We start from the raw sequence: 18822 nt of genomic DNA on the forward strand, positions 1-18822 counted from the left end.
CTGGCGACAAGCAGGACGAATCCGTTGGTTGTTCAGGGAAGCCGCGCTGGTTTTGGGACTTGGGTCACGCAGCGAGGTTCACTGCCGCATGTCGTTTTTTTGAAAGGCACACAGCCACAACGTGAATCCAGCCCGGACTGCTCGCGGTAAGAGCGCCGCTTGAAAGGGGGATGAGGGGGCGTAGCGATCCTGAACAGGAAGGAGCGCCCCAAACCCGGACGGTCGGGGCGCCTTTGCTCACTCGTCGGACTTGATCAGTTCCAGCAGCAACAACGAGCGGCCGGTCACCGCGTACTCGTCGTTGAAGTCGAAACGCTCAGGCCGCGCAGTCGGGTGATTGGTGTCGATCAGGCGGTTCCAGTAGATACCCTGGGGTACCTCCGGCAGCGCGAAGTTCACCAGATCGTGATGCGCGTTGACGATGATCAGCAGCGTGGCATCGGAGCCTGCACGGCGGATGCCGGTAGGCTGCGCACGGCCGTCGAGCAGCATGCCCATGCAGCGATTGTGCGCATCTTCCCACTGCTCGATGGTCATCTCTTCGGCATTCGGCGCCAGCCAGGTGACGTCCTTGACGCCCAGCTCTTCGTTGTAGGCGCCAACCAGGAAACGGCTGCGGCGCAGCATCGGGAAGCGCTGGCGCATGCGGATGAGCTTGCGGGCGAAGCCCAGCAGACCGTAGCTGTCCTCGCTGATATCCCAGTTCACCCAGCCGATCTCGCTGTCCTGGCAGTAGGCATTGTTGTTGCCGTGCTGAGTACGGGCGAACTCGTCACCGGCGACGATCATCGGCGTGCCCTGGGAGAACAGCAGCGTGGCGAGGAAATTGCGCATCTGCCGATAGCGCAGCTCGTTGATCTCCGGGTCCTCGGTATGCCCCTCGACGCCGTGGTTCCACGAGAGGTTATTGTCGCTGCCGTCGCGGTTGCCTTCGTCGTTGTCTTCGTTGTGCTTGTGGTTGTAGGACACCAGGTCCTTCAGCGTGAAGCCGTCGTGGGCGGTGACGAAATTGATCGAGCTGAATGGACGACGTCCGCGCTGGTTGAACAGATCGCCGGAACCGGTGAGACGGCTGGCGAAATCGGCCAGCTGGCCATCGTCGCCTTTCCAGAACGAGCGCACCGTGTCGCGGAACTGGTCGTTCCATTCTGCCCAGCCCGGTGGAAAGCCACCGACCTGATAGCCGCCAGGGCCGCAATCCCAAGGCTCGGAAATCAATTTGGTCTTGGCCAGTACCGGGTCCTGGCGACAGGCGACGAGGAAGCCGTGACGTTCGTCGAAGCCGTCGTGTTCACGGCCGAGAATGGTCGCCAGATCGAAGCGGAAACCATCCACGTGCATCTCGGTTGCCCAGTAGCGCAGCGAGTCGGTGACCATCTGCAGTACGCACGGGTGGCTCATGTCCAGCGTGTTGCCGGTGCCGGAATCGTTGATGTAGTAACGCTTGTCATCCGGCATCAGGCGGTAGTAAGAGGCGTTGTCGATGCCGCGCATGGAGAGGGTCGGGCCCCGTTCGTTGCCTTCGGCCGTGTGGTTGTAGACCACGTCGAGAATCACCTCGAGGTCGGCGTTGTGCAGGTGCGCAACCATTTCCTTGAACTCGGTGATCTTGCCGCTGGCCAGGTACTTGGGGTGCGGCGCGAAGAACGCGATGCTGTTGTAGCCCCAGTAGTTGGCCATGCCTTTTTCGAGCAGGTGCTGGTCCTGGACGAAGGCATGGATCGGCAACAGCTCGATCGACGAGACGCCAAGCTTGCGGATGTAGTCGATCACTTCCGGCGTCTTGAAGCCGGCGAAGGTGCCGCGCACATCGTCCGCCACCGCCGGGTGGCGCATGGTGTAACCACGTACATGGGTTTCGTAGATGATCGTCTTGTCCCAGGGCACCTGTACCGGGTGATCGCGACCCCAGGTGAACGCCGGGTCGATGACCTTGCACTTGGGCACGAAGGGCGCACTGTCGCGCTCGTCGAAACTGAGGTCGCCATCGGGATGACCGATGGTGTAGCCAAACAACGCCTCCGACCATTTCAGCTCGCCCACCAGCTGTTTGGCGTAGGGGTCGATCAGCAGCTTGTTGGGGTTGAAACGATGGCCATTCTCCGGATCGTACGGGCCATACACCCGGTAGCCGTAGATCAGCCCCGGATGCGCATCCGGCAGGTATCCATGCCAGATCTCGTCGGTGTACTCGGGCAGTTCGATGCGCTCGAGCTCGACTTCACCGCTGGAGTCGAACAGGCACAGCTCAACCTTGGTGGCGTGGGCAGAGAAAATGGCGAAATTGACACCCAGGCCGTCCCAGGTAGCCCCGAGAGGGAAGGGCAAGCCCTCGCGAATCCTGGATGGGGTCATGACCTGTGGCGCTTGGGGCTTTTTCTTACTCATGAAATCTCCAAGGATGGATTCAGCAAGGCGTGCCGAAACGAGCGTCGGCGCGAACGATCATTCGACCGATCCGGCGCCGACAAGATGCCTGCCGCCGGTCAGCTTTCCTTCTTTGCGCGCGGGGTGCGGGTTTTCTTCATGACCTCCGGTGTTCCGACCTTGGCGGCGGTATCAGCTTTCGGCGCGGCGCGGCTGGCCCGGGGTTTTGCAGCCGGTGCTTCCTTGGCCTTCGCTTTGGGCGTGGCGTCGGTGGGTTTGGTCGCAGTCTTGCGCGGGCGACTGGCCGGCTTGGCTTCAGCGGCGCCATGCTCAGCCTCGACCAGTTTGCGGGCCATGGCCCAATGGCGCTCCTCCTCACCTTCGGGGCAGCCCTCGGATTGCCAGATCTGATAAGCGAACTCGCGGATACGTTGCTCTTCTGAACTCATTGTTGGGATTCTCCTGTTGCTCTTATGTAGACGTATGCAGGACGGCCACTGGCAGTCCGTCCAGAACCCGCGCAGCCTCAAGGCTGGCTTGTTGGGATGTGACTGCCGTTGCGTCGAAAAGTCGCTCGAATTCACTACCGTCCAGCGCCTCGGGCAGGGCGATCCTGGTATCGCCCCAACGCTCGGTCGGCACCTTGGGCATTTCGCTGTCACCCAGCAGTCCCGCGACCAGACGCGGCACCACGACCACCAGCCATTCGCCGTCCAGCTCGCGAGCGAAGGCCAGCAGATGCTCGGCCTGTTCACCGGATACCGTAAGCGGTAGATACCGCCCTTCGCTGAACAACCGCGGATAGCGGCGGCGCAGCTGCAACGTGCGGCTGATCACGCACTGCTTGATGCGACCGTCGTGCCAGCTTTGCAACAGCTGGTCGAACGAAGCACTACCGTCGAGACTGCGCTGCCGTGCAGCGAAGTTCACCGGCCTGCGGTTGTCCGGGTCGACCAGACTGAAATCCCAGTATTCGGTGCCCTGATAGAGGTCCGGTACGCCCGGCGTGGTCATGCGCAGCAGGCTCTGCACGAGGCCGTTCAACGCACCGGCAGGGGCCAACTCGGCCGCGGCTGCGGCGATTTCGTCCCGTAATGGTGCGCCTTCGCTGGCCAGCAACAGATGTTCGACATACTGGCGACAGGCGCCTTCGTAGTCGCCGTTGGGGTCGCTCCAGGTGGTACGCAGTTTGGCTTCGCGCAGCGCCTTTTCCTGCCACTGCAGGATGCGCGCACAGAATTGCTCCATCGCTGCCTTGTCGTCTGCACGGAGGTCCAGCGGCCAGCAGCCGAGCAGTATCTGAAACAGCATCAGTTCGTCGGCGGGCGAGGGCGCGGGGCCGTCGCCGAGCTGCTGGATGCGGCTGGCCGCCATGTCACGCCAGCGCCGCACCTTGCCGGCGAACCAGTCGCCCCGCTCGCTGATCACGGCCATGCGTGCCCGGGTATCCTCGCCACGCTTATGGTCGTGGGTGGCGGTGGTCAGCATGTTGCGCGGGAAATGCTCGGCGCGTTGCAGGCACTCATCGTGAAACGCCTGCAGCGGCGCACTGAAGTGCTGCGGATCGAAGCCCACATCGTTGCGCGAGAGCAGGATGCCGGAACGGTAGCAGGCGGTGTCCTCGACTGCCTTGGCCGCGGCTGGCGAAGTCAGCTGCTGGAAGCGCGTGCAGGCGTAGCGGCGGATCTTGCGCAGATTGCGTGGCAGCTGCCGCAGATTTTCGCCGCCCAGCCAGCGCTGCAGATGCTCGAGCAGCGGCCAGTCGGCTTCGCTCAAGGTCGTCTTCGCGCCGTCCAGCGCCCGCTGGAAGAACGGTTCGTCCGCTTCGCGGCGGCCAGGCGCAGCGATATAGGTGCGGTACACCGGGAAGTGGATGATCAGCTCCAGCAGCGCCCGGCGAATCGCACCGAGGGTGATGTCACGGGTCATTACGTCGCCGCGGGCGACCTGCAGCAGCGCCTGCGCGACGGTTTCGAAATCGCCGGCCAAGGGGCCGGTCAGCACCAGCTGGCGGGCCTGGCGCGCTTCCTCGAGAAAGTCGGTGGTGCGCCCGCTGGTTTCGCTCCATAGCGCGCAGAGCAGCGCTTCTCCGGCCGGATCGTGCTGCAGCAGCGAAACCTGATTCATGAACTCGTAACCGGTGGTGCCATCCACGCCCCAGTCGTCATGCAGGCGCTCGCCACCAGCGAGGATTTTCTCGACGTAGATCGGCACGTGGTCCTGCACGGCGTCCTGCGGGCGCCCGGCATTCAGCCGATCGACGCGTCGGCGCAGGCGCCTACAATAACCACGCGGATCGGCCAGGCCGTCGATATGGTCGATGCGCAGACCATCGACCAGGCCATCGCCGATCAGCTCGAAGATCTTCGCGTGGGTTTCCTCGAACACCACCGGACGTTCGACGCGCAGACCGCCCAGCTCGTTGATGTCGAAGAAGCGCCGCCAGTTGATGTCGTCACCCGCGGTGCGCCAGCTGGCCAGCCGGTAGTTCTGCCGTTCGAGCAGGCTGTGCAAACGACGGAAGCCGTCATCAGTGGTGGAGTCATAGGTGCCGAGCGCCTGTTCCAGAGCCTGGCGGGTATCGGCGTTCTGCAATTGCTCGGCAAGTTCGGCTCGCAGCAAGCGCGCCGCCTGGTAGGGTGCCGGCTCGGTCTTCAGGGCATCGAAGTGCTGCGCCAGGGCGCGTAACTGCTGCTGGTCGGCAGCCCGCAACACTTCGCCGTAGCTCGGCGGGGTAATCGGGAAGCGATGCTCGTAGTGCTCGGCATACAGCGCGCCATTGTCGATATCCAGGCACAGCTTGATGGTGCCTTGCTGCAATGCGTCGCCATAGTCACTGCCGAGGAAGGGCACCAGAAGCTGGCCTTCGAGCAACGGATCGGGCGAATTCCATTCGATGTCGAAGAACTGCGCGTAGGGGCTGCGGCGGCCCCACTCCAACACATCCAGCCACCAGGCATTGCCGGAGCCACCGACGGCCATGTGATTGGAGACGATGTCGAGGATCAGCCCCATACCCTTGGCGCGCAGGGCTTCGACGAGGCGATGCAGGGCAGGCTCGCCACCCAGTTCCGGATTGATGCGAGTCGGATCGATGACGTCGTAGCCGTGCATGGAACCGGGACGGGCGGTGAGCAGCGGCGAGGCGTAGATATGGCTGATGCCAAGCTCGGCGAAGTAGTCAACCAGTGCAGTGGCGTCGTCCAGGGTGAAGTCGCGGTGAAACTGCAGTCGCAGGGTTGCGGTAAGGTCTTTCATCGATGCGCGGCTCCACGATGGTTACGACGGGCCTGCGCAAAGGACGCCAGCCGACGGCTGCTGGCCGGGCTGTCGAGCAACGTTGCACTGTCGCCGGGATAGCGGCGACGCCAGTTGGGATGGGTTTCGACGATGCCGGGCATGTTGGTCTGTTCTTCCAGACCGAGTGCATCTTCCACCGGCACCAGCACCAGCGGCGCCGGGGTATGGGCCAGGAAGCAGATGGCGGCATCGACGGCGTCCTCGGCGCTCAACAGCACATCCGGATTCTTCCCGCTGTATTCGCACAGAGCGCGATTCAACCCTGCGCGCTCCTTCTCGCGTGCTCGCCACTGGGCGTCGCGGTCGGATTCGGGCACCTGACCGACCTTGATGCGCCAGTCGATATCGTGACCTCGCCACCAACCCGTCAGGGTCGGGATGTCGTGGGTGGTGCTGGTGGCCAGCGCCTGCGCCGGATACTGCGCAGGCGTCTGGAAATGCCCGTCGTGCTGTTCGAACAGCAGGACCCGCATGCCGAGGATCCCGCGAGCCGCGAGCACATCGCGCAGGCCGTGGGGAATGGTGCCGAGGTCCTCGCCCAGGATTACCGCCTGGTGGTGCCAGGCTTCGAGGCATAGCAGGCGCAGCATGTCGTCGAACGGAAAGTTGAGGTACACGCCGCGCTTCGGGTCGGCACCGGCAGGTACGACCCACAGACGCTTCAGGCCCAGCACATGGTCGATGCGCATGCCGCCGGCGTGGGCGAGGTTGGCGCGCAGCATTTCGATGTAGGCGCGAAAGCCGTTCTGTTGCAGGCCCCAGGGCGAGAACGCGGAGATGCCCCAGTTCTGGCCGTCGCGATTCATGATGTCCGGCGGCGCCCCGACGCTCAGCGAAGCCAACAGCTCAGCCTGTCGGCTCCAGGCCTGGCTGCCGCCACCATCGGCGCCGACCGCGAGGTCGGAAATCAGGCCGATGCGCATGCCGGCGCTGCGCGCGGCGACCTGGGCGCGCTCCAGTCCGCGGGCCATGAGCCACTGACCGAAAGCGTGATAGCTCACCTCGTCGGCGTGTTCGCGGGCGAATGCCTCCACGGCTGGGCTAGCCGGATCGCGATACTCGCTTGGCCAATCGCTCCAGTGCTGGGTATGGCCTTGTGCATTGCGCAGATGGGTGTGCAGGACTTCGAAACGGCAGTGGTTTTCCAGCGCCTCGCCACCGTTCGCACGGAAGCTGTCGAAATCCACCTGCAAGGGGTTACCGCCCTTGCTGAAGTCGTCGAACAGCTGGCGTAGCAGGCGTTGCCGCGACTGGGCGACAGCAGGCCAGTCGATCAGATCCAGGCGCTCGAGCCGTTCCAGTTCTTCGCCGAGTCCGCAGGTCTCGATGGCCTGGCGCAGCGGCCGCTCGCCGAGGATGGCCCCGGGTGCCGCATGCAGCACGTTGAAGAACAGTCGGCTCGACGGCGAGTAGGGGCTGTACTGGTTGATGTGCGCGCTGAACATGGCATGAACCGGGCTGATACCCAGCGCATCGGCACCATGAGCGGCAGCGTTGCTCACCATCGACTCCAGCGCCTGGGTGTCGCCCAGGCCGCCGTCACCGGCTCGTCGCAAGCTGTACAGCTGGGCCGTCAGCCCCCAGGCATCGGCACCGGCGATCTGCGCGACGGTGGGACAGGACAGCGGGGCGATGGCCACGGTCAGCTGATGCTTGTCGATCGTCAGACGGTAATAGCCAGGGGTGTCGATGGCCGGCAAACGCGCCTGGTAATCGAGCGTGCCCTGCTGGACGCCGCCATCTTCTGCCTGCAGCTCAAAGCGACTGGCGGCGGGAAAGTAGGCGGAAAGGTCCAGTGCAGCGTGCTGATCGCAGGTGAGCAGCGGAGGCACGCCGCCATGGTTGTTCTTGTGCGCAAGGATCTCAAGGCTGGCGTCGATATCTGCATCGGTTTCCGCCGCCAGCCCAAGGCAGGCGAGTACCTCACGCAGGACGTCCGGCTCGACCCGCTGTTCACGGTTGTCGGCATCGATCCAGTCAATGGAAAGCCCGGCGACTTCCGCCAGGCGGATCAGGGCTTCGTCGCTCATTTGGCTTTCTCCAAATACAGCTTGGCCATACGAGGCGGCAATTGGTCGGGCGTGTTCGCATCCGACTCACGGCTGGCGAACAGCAGTTGCGCGGCGGTAGACGAGGCGGGCAGTGGAGCGGCTTGTTCGCCGAGGTTCAGCTCGAGGCGCAATTGACAGCCATGACCCAGCTGCCAGCGGGCAAGCACGGCGGCTTCGCCGAGCACGCTGCAGCCGAGAAACGCCGCACCGGGCAGGCGTGGAACGATCTCGGCATGGCGAATGCTGAGCAGCTGGCGGTACAGCGCATGCCATTCGGCGTGTCCCGGCTGCGTCTGCGCTCCGAAGTCCGGCCGCGACTGCTCGAATGTGGCTACAGCGTTGGGGTCGGGGATCCGCTCGCGAGTGGCCTCGTCGGCAAACTCGGAAAATTCGGCAAACTCGCTGCGGCGGCCTTCGCGCACCGCGTCGGCCAGTTCGCCGTGATGGCTGGTGAAGAACAGGAAAGGCTGCCGCGAGCCCCATTCCTCGCCCATGAACAGCAGCGGGACCATTGGCGATAGCAGAAGCACCGCGGTCGCTGCGCGAAGTGCGTCGGCATCGGCTAGCGTAACCAGGCGATCGCCAAAGGCGCGGTTGCCGGTCTGGTCATGGTTCTGCAGGAACAGCACGAACGACGTCGGTGACAGATGCGCGCTGGGCTCGCCACGGGCCTCGCCATGGCGGTTGTTCTGCCCCTGATAGATGAACCCTTCGCCGAGAAAGCGCGCCAGCTTGGCGGTCGCGTCCTGATGGTAGTCGGCGTAGTAGCCCTGGCTCTCGTCGGTCAGCAGCGCATGCAGCACATTGTGGCCGTCGTCGTTCCACTGCGCGGTAAAGCCATGGATCAGCAGGCTGGAACGGTTGTCCTCGTTTTCCAGCACCAGATGCACATGGCGACCGGGTTCCACGGTGGCGTGCACGCGCTCGGCCAGCTCGGTGAGGAAGCTGCGGTCGGGAATGGCATGCACGGCATCGAAGCGCAGCCCGTCGAAACGGTAGTCCATCAGCCACATCAACGCGTTGTCGATGAAGAAATCTCGGACTTCACGGCGGCGGAAATCGATGCCATCGCCCCAGGGTGTCTGCTGGTCGTGGCGGAAGAAGTGCTTGGCGTAGCGGCCGAGGTAATTGCCGTCCGGGCCGAAGTGGTTGTAGACCACATCGAGAAATACCATCAGGCCGAGGCCGTGGGCGGTATCGATCAGGTGCTTGAGCTCTTCCGGGCTGCCATAGGCCGCTTCCGGTGCGTAGGGCAATACGCCGTCGTAACCCCAGTTGCGGTCGCCGGGAAATTCGGCAATGGGCATCAGTTCGATGGCCGTCACGCCCAGTTCGGCGAGCGCGGCGAGGTGCTCTTCCATTGCGGCAAAACCGCCATACAGACCGACATGGGTCTCGTACAACACGGTTTCGTGCCAGGGCCGGCCGCGCCAGTCGGCGTTGCGCCACAGGTAGTTGTTGTGGGTATCGATCACCAGGCTCGGCGCATGCACGTCACCCGCCTGGGCGCGCGAGGCAGGGTCGGGCACATGCAGTTCATCGTCGATGAGAAATCGGTAGAGCGTACCGGCCCCATACGGAGCATCGATGCTGTACCAGCCTTCTTCAGTAGCGGTCATCGGCAGCGTTTGTGCGCCTACAACGATCAGACTGACGTTTTGCGCATCGGGCGCCCAGAGTCGGAAGCGGGTGTTCCCGTCTTCCAGCAACTCCGGCCCGTGATGCCCGATATGGGCACGCTGCTTCTGCATTTAACGACCTCTTCAGATTAGATGACGAACCTCGCGGCGCTCTCCGAGCAGCTGCTGGTAAAGCGCGTCATAGGGCTCGATGGCATGACGCCAGAAAAATCCGGCCGCCATTGCACGGCAGCGCATGGCACTGAGCAGTTGCGGATGCTGATGAATCGACAGGGCCCGCTGCACCGCCTGGCGGTAGCTGGCGACATCGGGCTCGTTGAACAGGAAGCCGGTGACACCATCCTCGATGGAGTCGGCCAGACCACCCGTGCGCCGCGCGATGGGAAGGGAGGCATAACGCTGGGCGTACATCTGGCTAAGACCGCACGGCTCGTAGCGCGACGGCATCAGCAGGAAATCGCTGCCGGCGAACAGGCGCCGAGCATCGGTTTCGTTGAAGCCGATGTGGGCCGCAACTCGACCGGGATACTGTGCCGCGAGCTGCCGGACCTCGTCTTCGATGTGATGATCGCCCTGACCCAGAATCGCCAGCTGGCCACCGCCTTCGACGATGGCGTGGGCCACGTCGAGGGTCAGGTCGACACCCTTTTGATGGACCAGACGCGAGACCACCGCGAACAGCGGCGCACCACATTGCTCGAGCCCAAACGAGTTGCGGATATAGGCAGCATTGGCTTCTTTGCCAGCCCAGTTTCGCGCACTGAAACCGCTCACCAGATAGGGGTCGCTTTCCGGTGTCCAGCTTTCGTCGATGCCGTTGAGAAGCCCGCTGAGCAGGCCCTGGCGGGCTTTCATGCTGAGAAAGCCTTCCATGCCACAGCCGAACTCAGGCGTGGTGATTTCCTCGGCGTAGGTGGCGCTGACCGTGGTCACACGGTTGGCGTAGGCGATACCGGCCTTGAGCAGCGACAGCTTGCCGTAGAACTCCATGCGCTCGGGGTCACAGGCCTCCGCTGGGATACCCAGCAACCGCCGTTGCGACATGTCGATATTGCCCTGATAGGCAAGGTTGTGAATGGTGAACACGCTTGGCGTATTCAGGCCGCGCCAGCGCATGTAGGCGGGCGTCAGGCCAGCTGGCCAGTCGTGCGCGTGTACGAGTTCCGGCGCCCAGCGGATGCAGGCCGTGCCAGCAGCGATCTCCGCAGCAGCCAGGCCGAGGCGGGCGAAGCGCACCGGGTTGTCCGGCCAGTCATTACCGTGGCCATCGCCGTAGGGGGAACCTTCGCGTTCGTAGAGTTCGGGGCAAATCAGCACATAGATGATCAGGCCATCGGGCATGTCCATCCGGCCGATGCGGCAGCCCGGGATTTCGGCATAGCTGCTCAGCGAGCCGACGATGCGAATGGCGTGGCCACTGTTGATGACCTGCGAAAAACCGGGGATCAACACGCGCACGTCATGGCGTGCACCCAGCGCGCGGGGCAGAGCGGCGGACACGTCAGCGAGTCCACCGGTCTTGACCAGGTCGGTCAGCTCGGAAGTCACGAAAAGGATCTTGCGTTTGTCATCGTGGCTACTGCGAATCTGCAGGGCAGGGCGAGTAACCAGGGGTGGAGCAGGTTGGGCCTTCGGTGTTCCGGCAGGCCTAGCGTTCACAGCGGCAATACTCATCACGATCTCCCCAAAGCCCCGGGCTTCCAGATGCCGGCGCCAGCTACGAGCATATTTCTCCTATGCAACGATCTGATGACCGCCACATACCATGAACACGACCAGGCTAAATCTCGTTTTCGGAGCTGCCGCGAAGGCAGGCAGAGCTGCACTGGCCCTGCCAAAATCCAGACCCGGCGTCGCGGTAGAAGTTCTCAAAATCCGATCAACAACCGCGGCCGGAACTCGCAACCAGCCAACTTGCTCCGAATACACAGAGTCGTGAAGGCGATGACCCTGAAACTGCTGGAGCAAAAAACATGCAAGAGATCGAGCAAGTCGTGGCTTTTTTGCAGCGCGCGGAATTGACGCTGACCACCGCCGAGTCCTGTACCTGCGGTTTGATGGCTTCGCTGATGGGCGATATACCGGGCTGCGGCAAGGTGCTGGACAGCGGCTTCGTGGTCTATTCACCCAAGGCAAAGAACCGCCTGCTCAACGTCGACTTCGAAACCATCGAGCGATTCGGCCTCACCAGCGAGGAGGTGGCGCGCGAGATGGCGATTGGTGCGCTGAACGCCAGCGTCGCCACTCTGGCCATTGCCAATACCGGTGTTGCTGATGATGACCAGGAGGATGAAGGCGGTACCCAGTGCTACGCCTATGCACTGATGCGGGGCGAGCAACAGGTGGTGGTGAGCGAAACGGTGCAGTTCGAGGGTGACCGCGTGGAGATTCGCAAGCAGGCTGCGCGGTACGGTCTCACCCAGCTGCCGGTAAGGTACGAGCAGTTATTGAAGAAGCTGGAAGAGCGCGCCGGCGAATAATCACACCGGCGGCTGACGCTCCGGTTCCACATGTTCGGGCTGCGAAGTATCGACACGCTGCTTGTGGCCGACACTGAGATCCGCCCGAACCTGCGGCAGCGAATGCGGATACTGGCGCTGGATGAAGCCCAGCAGGTTCTCGCGGATATGACAGCGCAGGTCCCAGTTGCGCGACGAGTCCGGTGAACTCACCAGCGCACGCAACTGAATGGATTTTTCGCTGGTGTCGGTCACCTGCAGTACGCAAACCCGGCCATCCCACAGTTCGGGGACTTCCTTGCACAGCCGACGCAGCTCTTCGCGCAGCGGCTCCAGTGGAAGCGAGTAATCGGCCCAGAGAAATACCGTTCCGATCAGGCTGGAGCCGCGGCGGGTCCAGTTCTGGAAAGGCTTCTCGATGAAGTACTGCAGCGGCACGACCAGGCGGCGGTCATCCCAGATGCGCACGACGACGTAGGTACCGGTAATTTCCTCGATTCGGCCCCACTCGTTTTCGACGATGACCACGTCATCCAGGCGAATCGGCTGAGTCATGGCGATCTGCACGCCGGCGATCAGGTTGGCCAGCACCGGCCTCGCGGCGAAGCCCACGGCAAGACCGGCAAGGCCTGCCGAGGCCAGGAGGCTGGCACCGAACTGGCGGGCGCCGGGGAAGGTCATCAGCATCGCCGCCGCACCCACCAGCAGCACGAAAAACGCCAGCGTGCGGAGCAACACCCGCGATTGTGTCTGGATCTGCCGGGCGCGCAGGTTGTCGACCACATCCACCGGGTTGCGCAGCAGAATGAACTGCTGCAGCCCGCGCAGCAGACGCATCACCAGCCAGGTGAGGGTCGCGATGATCAGCAGGGTGGTGATATGGCGTGCGCCATCGATCAATAACAGGTCATCGGACGCCGACGTCCATACGCCCTGAAGCCCTGTCAGCGGCAACAGAAGCCGAATCGGTTTCTCCAGTTGCTCGGACAACTCGCGAGTAAACAGAAACGCTCGGGCCAGACGCAGCATCAGGGCCGTCAGCAAACGGCCGAACAGACTCAGTACCAGCACCACGAACAGCGCGGCCGCCAGCGTGCGCAACGCCGGCTGGCTGATGTATTGGTCCCATTGCAGAAGGAAGGCAGGAAGTTCGATAGCGCAGCTCCGGTCGGCGTTCGTCAGGGCCAGTGACAGACCGCATCGGGCAAAAGTTCAGCAGGCGTCGCCGCCTGCCACGCCGGTCGGGTGGTTGGAACTCTTGCTGGCAGGTTCTTTCACAAAATCAAGCGGGCCGATCCTCGGGCCCTGTTTTTTAGACCTGACCGGAGATATCCAATGCAAAGTGCACAGACCGGCACCGATGTCCGTATCGAACGCCTTATCGAGTGGCTGCGCGACGCGCATGCCATGGAAGCACAGGCCGAAACCATGCTGAACAAGCAGGCCAGTCGCATCGAGCACTACCCGCAGCTGAAGGCACGCATCGAGCAACACATCACCGAAACGCAGAACCAGGCCAGGCTGATCGAGGGTTGTCTGCAGCGTTACGACAAATCCTATTCGGGCCTCAAGGACCTGGGCGGCAAGATGATGGCGATGGGGCAGGCCATGGGCGGCATGATGGTCAATGACGAGATCGTCAAGGGCGCGCAGATGGGCTACGTCTTCGAGAACCTCGAAATCGCCTCCTACAAGATCCTCATCGCCGCGGCCGAGGCGGTGGGCGATAAGCAGACCAAGGAAGTATGCGAGCGCATTCTTGTGGAAGAGGTGGCGATGGCCGATTGGCTGCGTGATCACCTCGCCGAGCTGACCCAGGCCTACCTGACCCGTGCAGCTGAGCCTAACGTCGAAGCCAAGCGCTGATCACCTGATTGCAGGCCCGGTCGGCATCCGATCGGGCTTACCCGCCCCCCTAGAAAGACCGGCACATGCATCGAGCACGGCATGTGTGCGGTGGTAACCACCGATGAGACCACGTCCTTTAGTCAAGACCCTGACCTTTGCCGTACTGCATTTCGCCACGGCGTTCATCGTCGTCTACGCGCTGACCGGAAGTATCGTGATAGGCGGCGCGGTTGCCCTGATCGAACCGCTATGCAACACGGTGGTGTTCTACCTGCACGAGCGTGCCTGGCAGCGCTTCGGGCGGCAGAAACCTGTTCAGTCGCACAGTTACGGCCACGATGTGTTCCTCAAGTACATGGGCCGTGGCCAAACCGCGAGCAACCGTGTTGCCAGAACTCCGCGCTAACCACCGGCCAGTCACTCTGTGCGATCAGCCAGATCGGCCTCCGCGCGCAGGGTACTGCGCGTGGCGCACATTTCGATTCGCAGTTCCTGAGCCAGACGCACGAGGTTCGCCGCATCGCGGCATTGGTCATACGAAATGCCGAGCACGGTCAGTTCTTCGTCTGGCGGTTCATGGTAGAGGCGCACACTGAGTGAACTGTCGGGCTCTGCACGGCACTCGCACTGAAAGGGCCGCAGATAGGTGTGCAGGATTGCTTCGATCTTGAACAGAGGAAGACGCGTATTCATAAATCCTCCCTAGATAGGAGGTGACTTGAGCGCAGCACTGCGTCAGCTGCGCACCCCTGGTTTCCCGACGTCTCTCAACCGTAGCAGCGACCGCCGAGATGTAAATGCGGCGATATGTCCACTCAGCGGATTAAGCCGAGCGAAGGCTCTACGAAGCGGCCTTTGCCCGATGCCGCTTATCGGAACGTCCGCTCGGGCTCAATCGCCGTTAGCTGAACTCATACCAGCTGCGGATGACCAAATTAAGTACTAGCCCAGCGGAGATTCGAGATGAAAAGACTGATGCTCGCGGCAACCCTCAGCGCGCTGTTCGCGACTCCGACCATGGCACAGTTTCCCGCCGGCACCCCGCGCGACGATACCGGTTCACGACCTAGCCCGATGGGCAATCCCACGCCACAGGAAGAGGTCGAAACCCGCAAGGATCATCAAGGCCGCACGGTGACCGAAGATGGCCGCCTCGTGTCACCGCAGCCCGATAGCGAAGAGAAGTCGACAGACCCGGACCGGCACTCGGCGCCAGGCGGCCCCAACGACACCTCGACTGACGCTGGCAAGCTGGAATAGCCACCAGCGAAGCCCCGCGGAGGCCGGCCATGGCGCTCGAAGACTACCAACGCATGCGCGACTTTGCGGCCACGCCGGAGCCCGCCGGCAAGGCGCGGCCGAAGTCGCGCAAGACCCAGGCGTTGCAGTACTGCATCCAGAAGCACGACGCCACTCGCCTGCATTATGACTTTCGCCTGGAACTGGACGGCACGCTGAAGAGTTGGGCGATCCCCAAGGGGCCCAGCCTCGACCCGAGCGTGCGCCGGCTGGCCGTGCACGTAGAGGACCATCCGCTGGAATACGCCACGTTCGAGGGCAGCATCCCGGCGGGCCATTACGGTGCAGGTGATGTGATCGTCTGGGATCGTGGCGTGTGGATACCCGAGGGCGATCCGCGCGACGCGTATCGCAAAGGCAAGCTCAAGTTCGCACTTGAAGGCGAAAAGCTCGCCGGCAGCTGGAATCTGGTGCGCACGCAGATGGACGGCAAGAAGGAGCAGTGGTTCCTGATCAAGTCCCGCGACGAGGCAGCGCGCGAGGAGAGCGACTACGACGTCGTCGCTGCCGAGCCGGATAGCGTGCTCAGCGACCGTACGCTGGTGCCGCGCAAGCGTGGGGCGAAAGCACGGGTTGCTGAGTCACCGCCCAGGCCGGTCAAGGCGCCAGCCAAACAACGGGCGCCACGTAAGCAGAAGGAAAAGGTCGAGCTCGACGGGGCGCTCCCGGCCGAGTTGCCGGAGAGTTTCAAGCCGCAGCTGGCCACGCTGGTCGATTCGGTACCGGCGGGTGACTGGCGCTACGAAATCAAGTTTGACGGCTACCGAATGCTCGCGCGCATCGATGCCGGCGAGGTCAGACTGTTCACCCGCAACGGCCATGACTGGACGGCGAAGATGCCACAGCAGGCTGCCGCACTCGCCGGCCTGGGGCTGGAATCCGGCTGGCTGGATGGCGAAGTCGTGGTGCCGAACGAGGAGGGCACGCCGGACTTCCAGGCGTTGCAGAATGCGTTCGAAGCCGGACGCAGCGGCAACATTCTTTATTACCTCTTCGACATCCCCTATCTGAACGGCATGGATCTACGCGACGTCCCGCTGGAACAACGCCGCGCCGCGCTGCGTGAAGTGCTGGAACGCAGCGACAGCGAGCTGCTGCGCTTTTCCGAGGATTTCACCGAACAGCCGGACAGCATTCTCGAAAGCGCCTGTCAGATGAAGCTCGAAGGCCTGATCGGCAAGCGCGCTGGCAGCACCTACACGTCGAAACGCAGTAGCAGCTGGGTCAAGATCAAGTGCAGCAATCGCCAGGAATTCATCATCGTCGGCTACACCCAGCCCAAGGGCACCCGTACCGGCTTCGGCGCGCTACTGCTCGGGCTGCATGACGAGAAGGGCAAACTGCTTTACGCGGGAAAGGTTGGCACCGGTTTCCATCAGGCAACGCTGCAAGGCTTGCACAAGCAGCTGAAGAAACTGGAAACCGATAAGAGTCCGCTGGACAAGGCTGCGCCTGCAGCCGATGTGCGCGGCGCGCAGTGGCTCAAGCCCGAGTTGATGTGCGAAGTCGCCTATGCCGAAATGACCCGCCAGGGGGTGGTCCGTCATTCGGTGTTCCATGGCTTGCGCAGCGACAAGCCGGCCGAGGCGATTACCCATGAACGGGCCAAGCCGGTCGCCAGTCAGGCGAAGGCGAGCGCAGCGCGCCAGCCCGACTCCATTGGCAGTGGGCGGATCAAGATATCCAATCCGGAGCGGGTCATCGACCCCAGCAGCGGCATCAGCAAGATCGAGCTCGCCCGCTTCTATGCGCAGATCGCACCCTGGGCGTTGCCGCAATTGCATAACCGGCCTCTGGCGCTGGTCCGCGCACCGGAAGGCATCACCGGCGAGCTGTTCTTCCAGAAGCACGCCGACAAGTTGGCCATCCCGCATATCACTCAGCTCGACCCGGAGCTCGACCCAAAACACGGCGCGCTGCTGGTGATCGACAGCGTCGAGGCGCTGGTGGGCGCGGCACAGATGGGCACCATCGAACTGCACAGCTGGAACGCCGTGGCGCCCGACCTGGAGCACCCGGATCGCTTCGTGCTGGATCTCGATCCGGACCCGGCCTTGCCGTGGAAGCGCATGCTCGAGGCAACCCAACTGACTCAGACGCTGCTGGACGAGATCGGGCTCGCGTCGTTTCTCAAGACCAGCGGCGGCAAGGGCTTGCATATCGTCGTACCGCTGGACAGCGTGCATGACTGGACGGAGGTTAAAAGCTTCAGCCAGACCATCGCCAGATATCTGGCGAAACTTCTGCCGTCGCACTTCTCAGCAGTCAGCGGCCCGAAGAACCGCGTCGGGCGCATCTTCATCGACTATCTGCGCAACAGCCGCGGCGCCAGCACCGTAGCGCCGTATTCGGTACGCGCCCGCGAAGGCCTGCCGGTTTCCGTGCCCATTCACCGCGAAGAGCTGGCAGACCTCAAGGGCGCCAACCTGTGGACGGTGCGCAACTTGCTCGAGCGCCTACAGGAACTTGGCGACGACGACCCATGGGCGAACATCGGCACAACCCGTCAGCGCCTGACCAAGCAGATGCGCGAGCGTCTTGGCGTGAAGGATTAAGCCGCCATCCGTCTGAACGCGGCCTTGGCTACATCGAAAAGGCGATACCCGCTTGGGCGCGCCAGGCAAACAATCGGCCTGTTCAGGAGAGGCAAAGGCAAGGGATGCGCCAGAGAAGGCCAGCATGACGTCGGCCAACAACAATAATTCAAAGGAGTGTCCGTATGTTCGCGCATCAACCGCTGATCGCCGCCATCCTGCTCGGCTCGTTGCCGGGCCTGGCCCTGGCACAGGCCGTCACCAGCCAGACCGGCAATGACAACGAAGTCATCCTCGAGCAGAGCGGGGGGCCGAATCTGGCGAGCCAGCTGCAGCAAGGAGACGCCAACTTCTCGCGAGTCGCGCAAGACGGGAACAACAACCTGGCTGACACCACTCAGACGAATTTCGACAATCAGGTCGAGGTTGTTCAGAGCGGCTCGGCCAACGAGGCGACCGTATTTCAGCTCAGCGATTACTATTACGGGCACTCGGCGTCGGTCGTTCAACTCGGGGCAGAGAACATTGCCGAGGTCATCCAAACGGAGGGTAACGGCTCGCAGGCGACTCTCCACCAACAGGGCGGTGGCAACGTCCATCGGGTCGAGCAGCTGTTCTATGCCAACCAGGTGGACAGCCGCACGTTTGGCACGGACAACCTCATCGAGATCACTCAGAACGGTGCTGCCAGCGCCACCACCGAGCAGTTTGGCAGCGACAACCGGATCATCATCGATCAGAACGTCTACCCCTACGGCGGGGCAGTCAATGTCTATCAGGACGGTGCTTCGAATGAAGCAGCGGTCACTCAGGCAGGCGGGCGGTATTACACCGGAGAGGTCGAGCTTAGGCAGGTCGGCAGCGCTAACAGTGCGCAAGTGGTGCAATGGGCGGGGTTCAGCAACCTCACCTTTAGCCAGGATGGAATCGGTAACGAGCTGACGGCGAGGCAGGGCACGCGCACCGGAACGATTCGAGGGAGCTCGGCCGGCAACGGCAACCGCGTCAACATTGACCAGAGTTTCGACGGCCCGGTGCTCGACATCGCGCAGAACGGTTCAGCCAACGAGATCGATGTGGTGCAACATGCCGCCTATGGCACGGCTTCGATCAGCCAGAGCGGCGATGGCAACATTGCGGTGCTCAATCAACTGACGGAATTCGCCGCGCCTCCGAGCTCCGCTATCATCCAGAACGGCACTGGCAACAGCACGTCGATCACCCAGCGCTGAGCCGTATTGACGCGACCTTCAGACGGCCGCGCTACGCTCTCAACGGTCGATTGCCGTAGCGTTCGTATGCGCGCTACGGCTTGGGCCAGTGA

At 62.9% G+C, this 18822-nt stretch carries 13 protein-coding genes and 1 pseudogene; 6 read left to right on the forward strand and 8 right to left on the reverse strand.

The window, feature by feature from the left end:
- Window positions 1–237: 237 nt before the first annotated feature.
- The 6 genes and pseudogenes from glgX to glgA form a co-directional block, all read right to left on the reverse strand.
- The gene (gene glgX / locus BHD08_RS19235) at window positions 238–2388 is read right to left on the reverse strand and encodes a glycogen debranching protein GlgX (RefSeq protein WP_015276985.1); all 2151 of its coding nucleotides are present in this window, start codon (window positions 2386–2388) and stop codon (window positions 238–240) included.
- 98 nt (window positions 2389–2486) lie between these two features.
- Window positions 2487–2816, reverse strand: a complete 330-nt coding sequence (locus BHD08_RS19240) for a DUF2934 domain-containing protein (protein ID WP_125024335.1) — start codon at window positions 2814–2816, stop codon at window positions 2487–2489.
- A pseudogene (locus BHD08_RS19245) lies at window positions 2813–5625 on the reverse strand (malto-oligosyltrehalose synthase). The gene BHD08_RS19240 and the pseudogene BHD08_RS19245 overlap by 4 nt, the downstream one beginning before the upstream one ends.
- The gene (malQ, locus tag BHD08_RS19250; protein ID WP_125024341.1) at window positions 5622–7697 is read right to left on the reverse strand and encodes a 4-alpha-glucanotransferase; all 2076 of its coding nucleotides are present in this window, start codon (window positions 7695–7697) and stop codon (window positions 5622–5624) included. Before malQ ends, BHD08_RS19245 begins: the two are co-directional and overlap by 4 nt.
- Window positions 7694–9469 (reverse strand): malto-oligosyltrehalose trehalohydrolase, encoded by a 1776-nt coding sequence (gene treZ, locus BHD08_RS19255; protein ID WP_125024344.1) that lies wholly within the window; start codon window positions 9467–9469, stop codon window positions 7694–7696. The genes malQ and treZ overlap by 4 nt, the downstream gene beginning before the upstream one ends.
- A gap of 12 nt (window positions 9470–9481) precedes the next feature.
- The gene (gene glgA / locus BHD08_RS19260; protein ID WP_125024346.1) at window positions 9482–11032 is read right to left on the reverse strand and encodes a glycogen synthase GlgA; all 1551 of its coding nucleotides are present in this window, start codon (window positions 11030–11032) and stop codon (window positions 9482–9484) included.
- A 299-nt stretch (window positions 11033–11331) separates the two neighbouring features.
- Here glgA and BHD08_RS19265 point away from each other — a divergent pair, with 299 nt between their 5' ends.
- Window positions 11332–11838: a CinA family protein gene (locus BHD08_RS19265; RefSeq protein WP_125024349.1), complete on the forward strand. Its 507-nt coding sequence runs from the start codon at window positions 11332–11334 to the stop codon at window positions 11836–11838.
- Here BHD08_RS19265 and BHD08_RS19270 read toward each other — a convergent pair whose 3' ends face one another.
- On the reverse strand, window positions 11839–12951 hold the full coding sequence (locus BHD08_RS19270; RefSeq protein WP_125024350.1) for a mechanosensitive ion channel family protein: 1113 nt from the start codon (window positions 12949–12951) through the stop codon (window positions 11839–11841). It abuts the gene before it with no gap.
- Window positions 12952–13152: 201 nt separating this feature from the next.
- Here BHD08_RS19270 and BHD08_RS19275 point away from each other — a divergent pair, with 201 nt between their 5' ends.
- A complete protein-coding gene (locus BHD08_RS19275) occupies window positions 13153–13683 on the forward strand; it encodes a ferritin-like domain-containing protein (RefSeq protein ID WP_125024352.1) in 531 nt (176 codons plus the stop codon).
- Between the two features lie 103 nt (window positions 13684–13786).
- Window positions 13787–14071 carry a DUF2061 domain-containing protein gene (locus BHD08_RS19280; RefSeq protein ID WP_015276994.1) on the forward strand — a complete coding sequence of 95 codons (285 nt, stop codon included), beginning with the start codon at window positions 13787–13789 and terminating at the stop codon, window positions 14069–14071.
- A gap of 11 nt (window positions 14072–14082) precedes the next feature.
- Here BHD08_RS19280 and BHD08_RS19285 read toward each other — a convergent pair whose 3' ends face one another.
- On the reverse strand, window positions 14083–14358 hold the full coding sequence (locus BHD08_RS19285; RefSeq protein WP_015276995.1) for a DUF1652 domain-containing protein: 276 nt from the start codon (window positions 14356–14358) through the stop codon (window positions 14083–14085).
- Between the two features lie 270 nt (window positions 14359–14628).
- Between BHD08_RS19285 and BHD08_RS19290 the strand changes: the two genes are divergently transcribed.
- From BHD08_RS19290 to BHD08_RS19300, 3 genes are all read left to right on the forward strand, one after another.
- Window positions 14629–14925, forward strand: a complete 297-nt coding sequence (locus BHD08_RS19290; protein WP_125024354.1) for a hypothetical protein — start codon at window positions 14629–14631, stop codon at window positions 14923–14925.
- 29 nt (window positions 14926–14954) lie between these two features.
- Complete coding sequence (ligD, locus tag BHD08_RS19295) at window positions 14955–17519, forward strand: DNA ligase D (protein WP_125024356.1); 2565 nt, start codon at window positions 14955–14957, stop codon at window positions 17517–17519.
- A 164-nt stretch (window positions 17520–17683) separates the two neighbouring features.
- On the forward strand, window positions 17684–18730 hold the full coding sequence (locus BHD08_RS19300) for a hypothetical protein (RefSeq protein WP_125024358.1): 1047 nt from the start codon (window positions 17684–17686) through the stop codon (window positions 18728–18730).
- Window positions 18731–18822: the final 92 nt, after the last annotated feature.

The sequence above is a fragment of the Pseudomonas sp. SCT genome (assembly GCF_003864275.1).
In the GTDB taxonomy this organism is placed as follows: Bacteria; Pseudomonadota; Gammaproteobacteria; order Pseudomonadales; family Pseudomonadaceae; genus Stutzerimonas; species Stutzerimonas stutzeri_AE.

Coding starts and splice junctions, on each gene's coding strand:
- BHD08_RS19240 (WP_125024335.1), bottom strand. CDS start 2,816: ATGAGTTCAGAAGAGCAACGTATCCGCGAGTTCGCTTATCAGATCTGG.
- BHD08_RS19265 (WP_125024349.1), top strand. CDS start 11,332: ATGCAAGAGATCGAGCAAGTCGTGGCTTTTTTGCAGCGCGCGGAATTG.
- BHD08_RS19300 (WP_125024358.1), top strand. CDS start 17,684: ATGTTCGCGCATCAACCGCTGATCGCCGCCATCCTGCTCGGCTCGTTG.
- BHD08_RS19290 (WP_125024354.1), top strand. CDS start 14,629: ATGAAAAGACTGATGCTCGCGGCAACCCTCAGCGCGCTGTTCGCGACT.
- treZ (WP_125024344.1), bottom strand. CDS start 9,469: ATGCAGAAGCAGCGTGCCCATATCGGGCATCACGGGCCGGAGTTGCTG.
- glgA (WP_125024346.1), bottom strand. CDS start 11,032: ATGAGTATTGCCGCTGTGAACGCTAGGCCTGCCGGAACACCGAAGGCC.
- BHD08_RS19285 (WP_015276995.1), bottom strand. CDS start 14,358: ATGAATACGCGTCTTCCTCTGTTCAAGATCGAAGCAATCCTGCACACC.
- BHD08_RS19275 (WP_125024352.1), top strand. CDS start 13,153: ATGCAAAGTGCACAGACCGGCACCGATGTCCGTATCGAACGCCTTATC.
- ligD (WP_125024356.1), top strand. CDS start 14,955: ATGGCGCTCGAAGACTACCAACGCATGCGCGACTTTGCGGCCACGCCG.
- glgX (WP_015276985.1), bottom strand. CDS start 2,388: ATGAGTAAGAAAAAGCCCCAAGCGCCACAGGTCATGACCCCATCCAGG.
- BHD08_RS19280 (WP_015276994.1), top strand. CDS start 13,787: ATGAGACCACGTCCTTTAGTCAAGACCCTGACCTTTGCCGTACTGCAT.
- malQ (WP_125024341.1), bottom strand. CDS start 7,697: ATGAGCGACGAAGCCCTGATCCGCCTGGCGGAAGTCGCCGGGCTTTCC.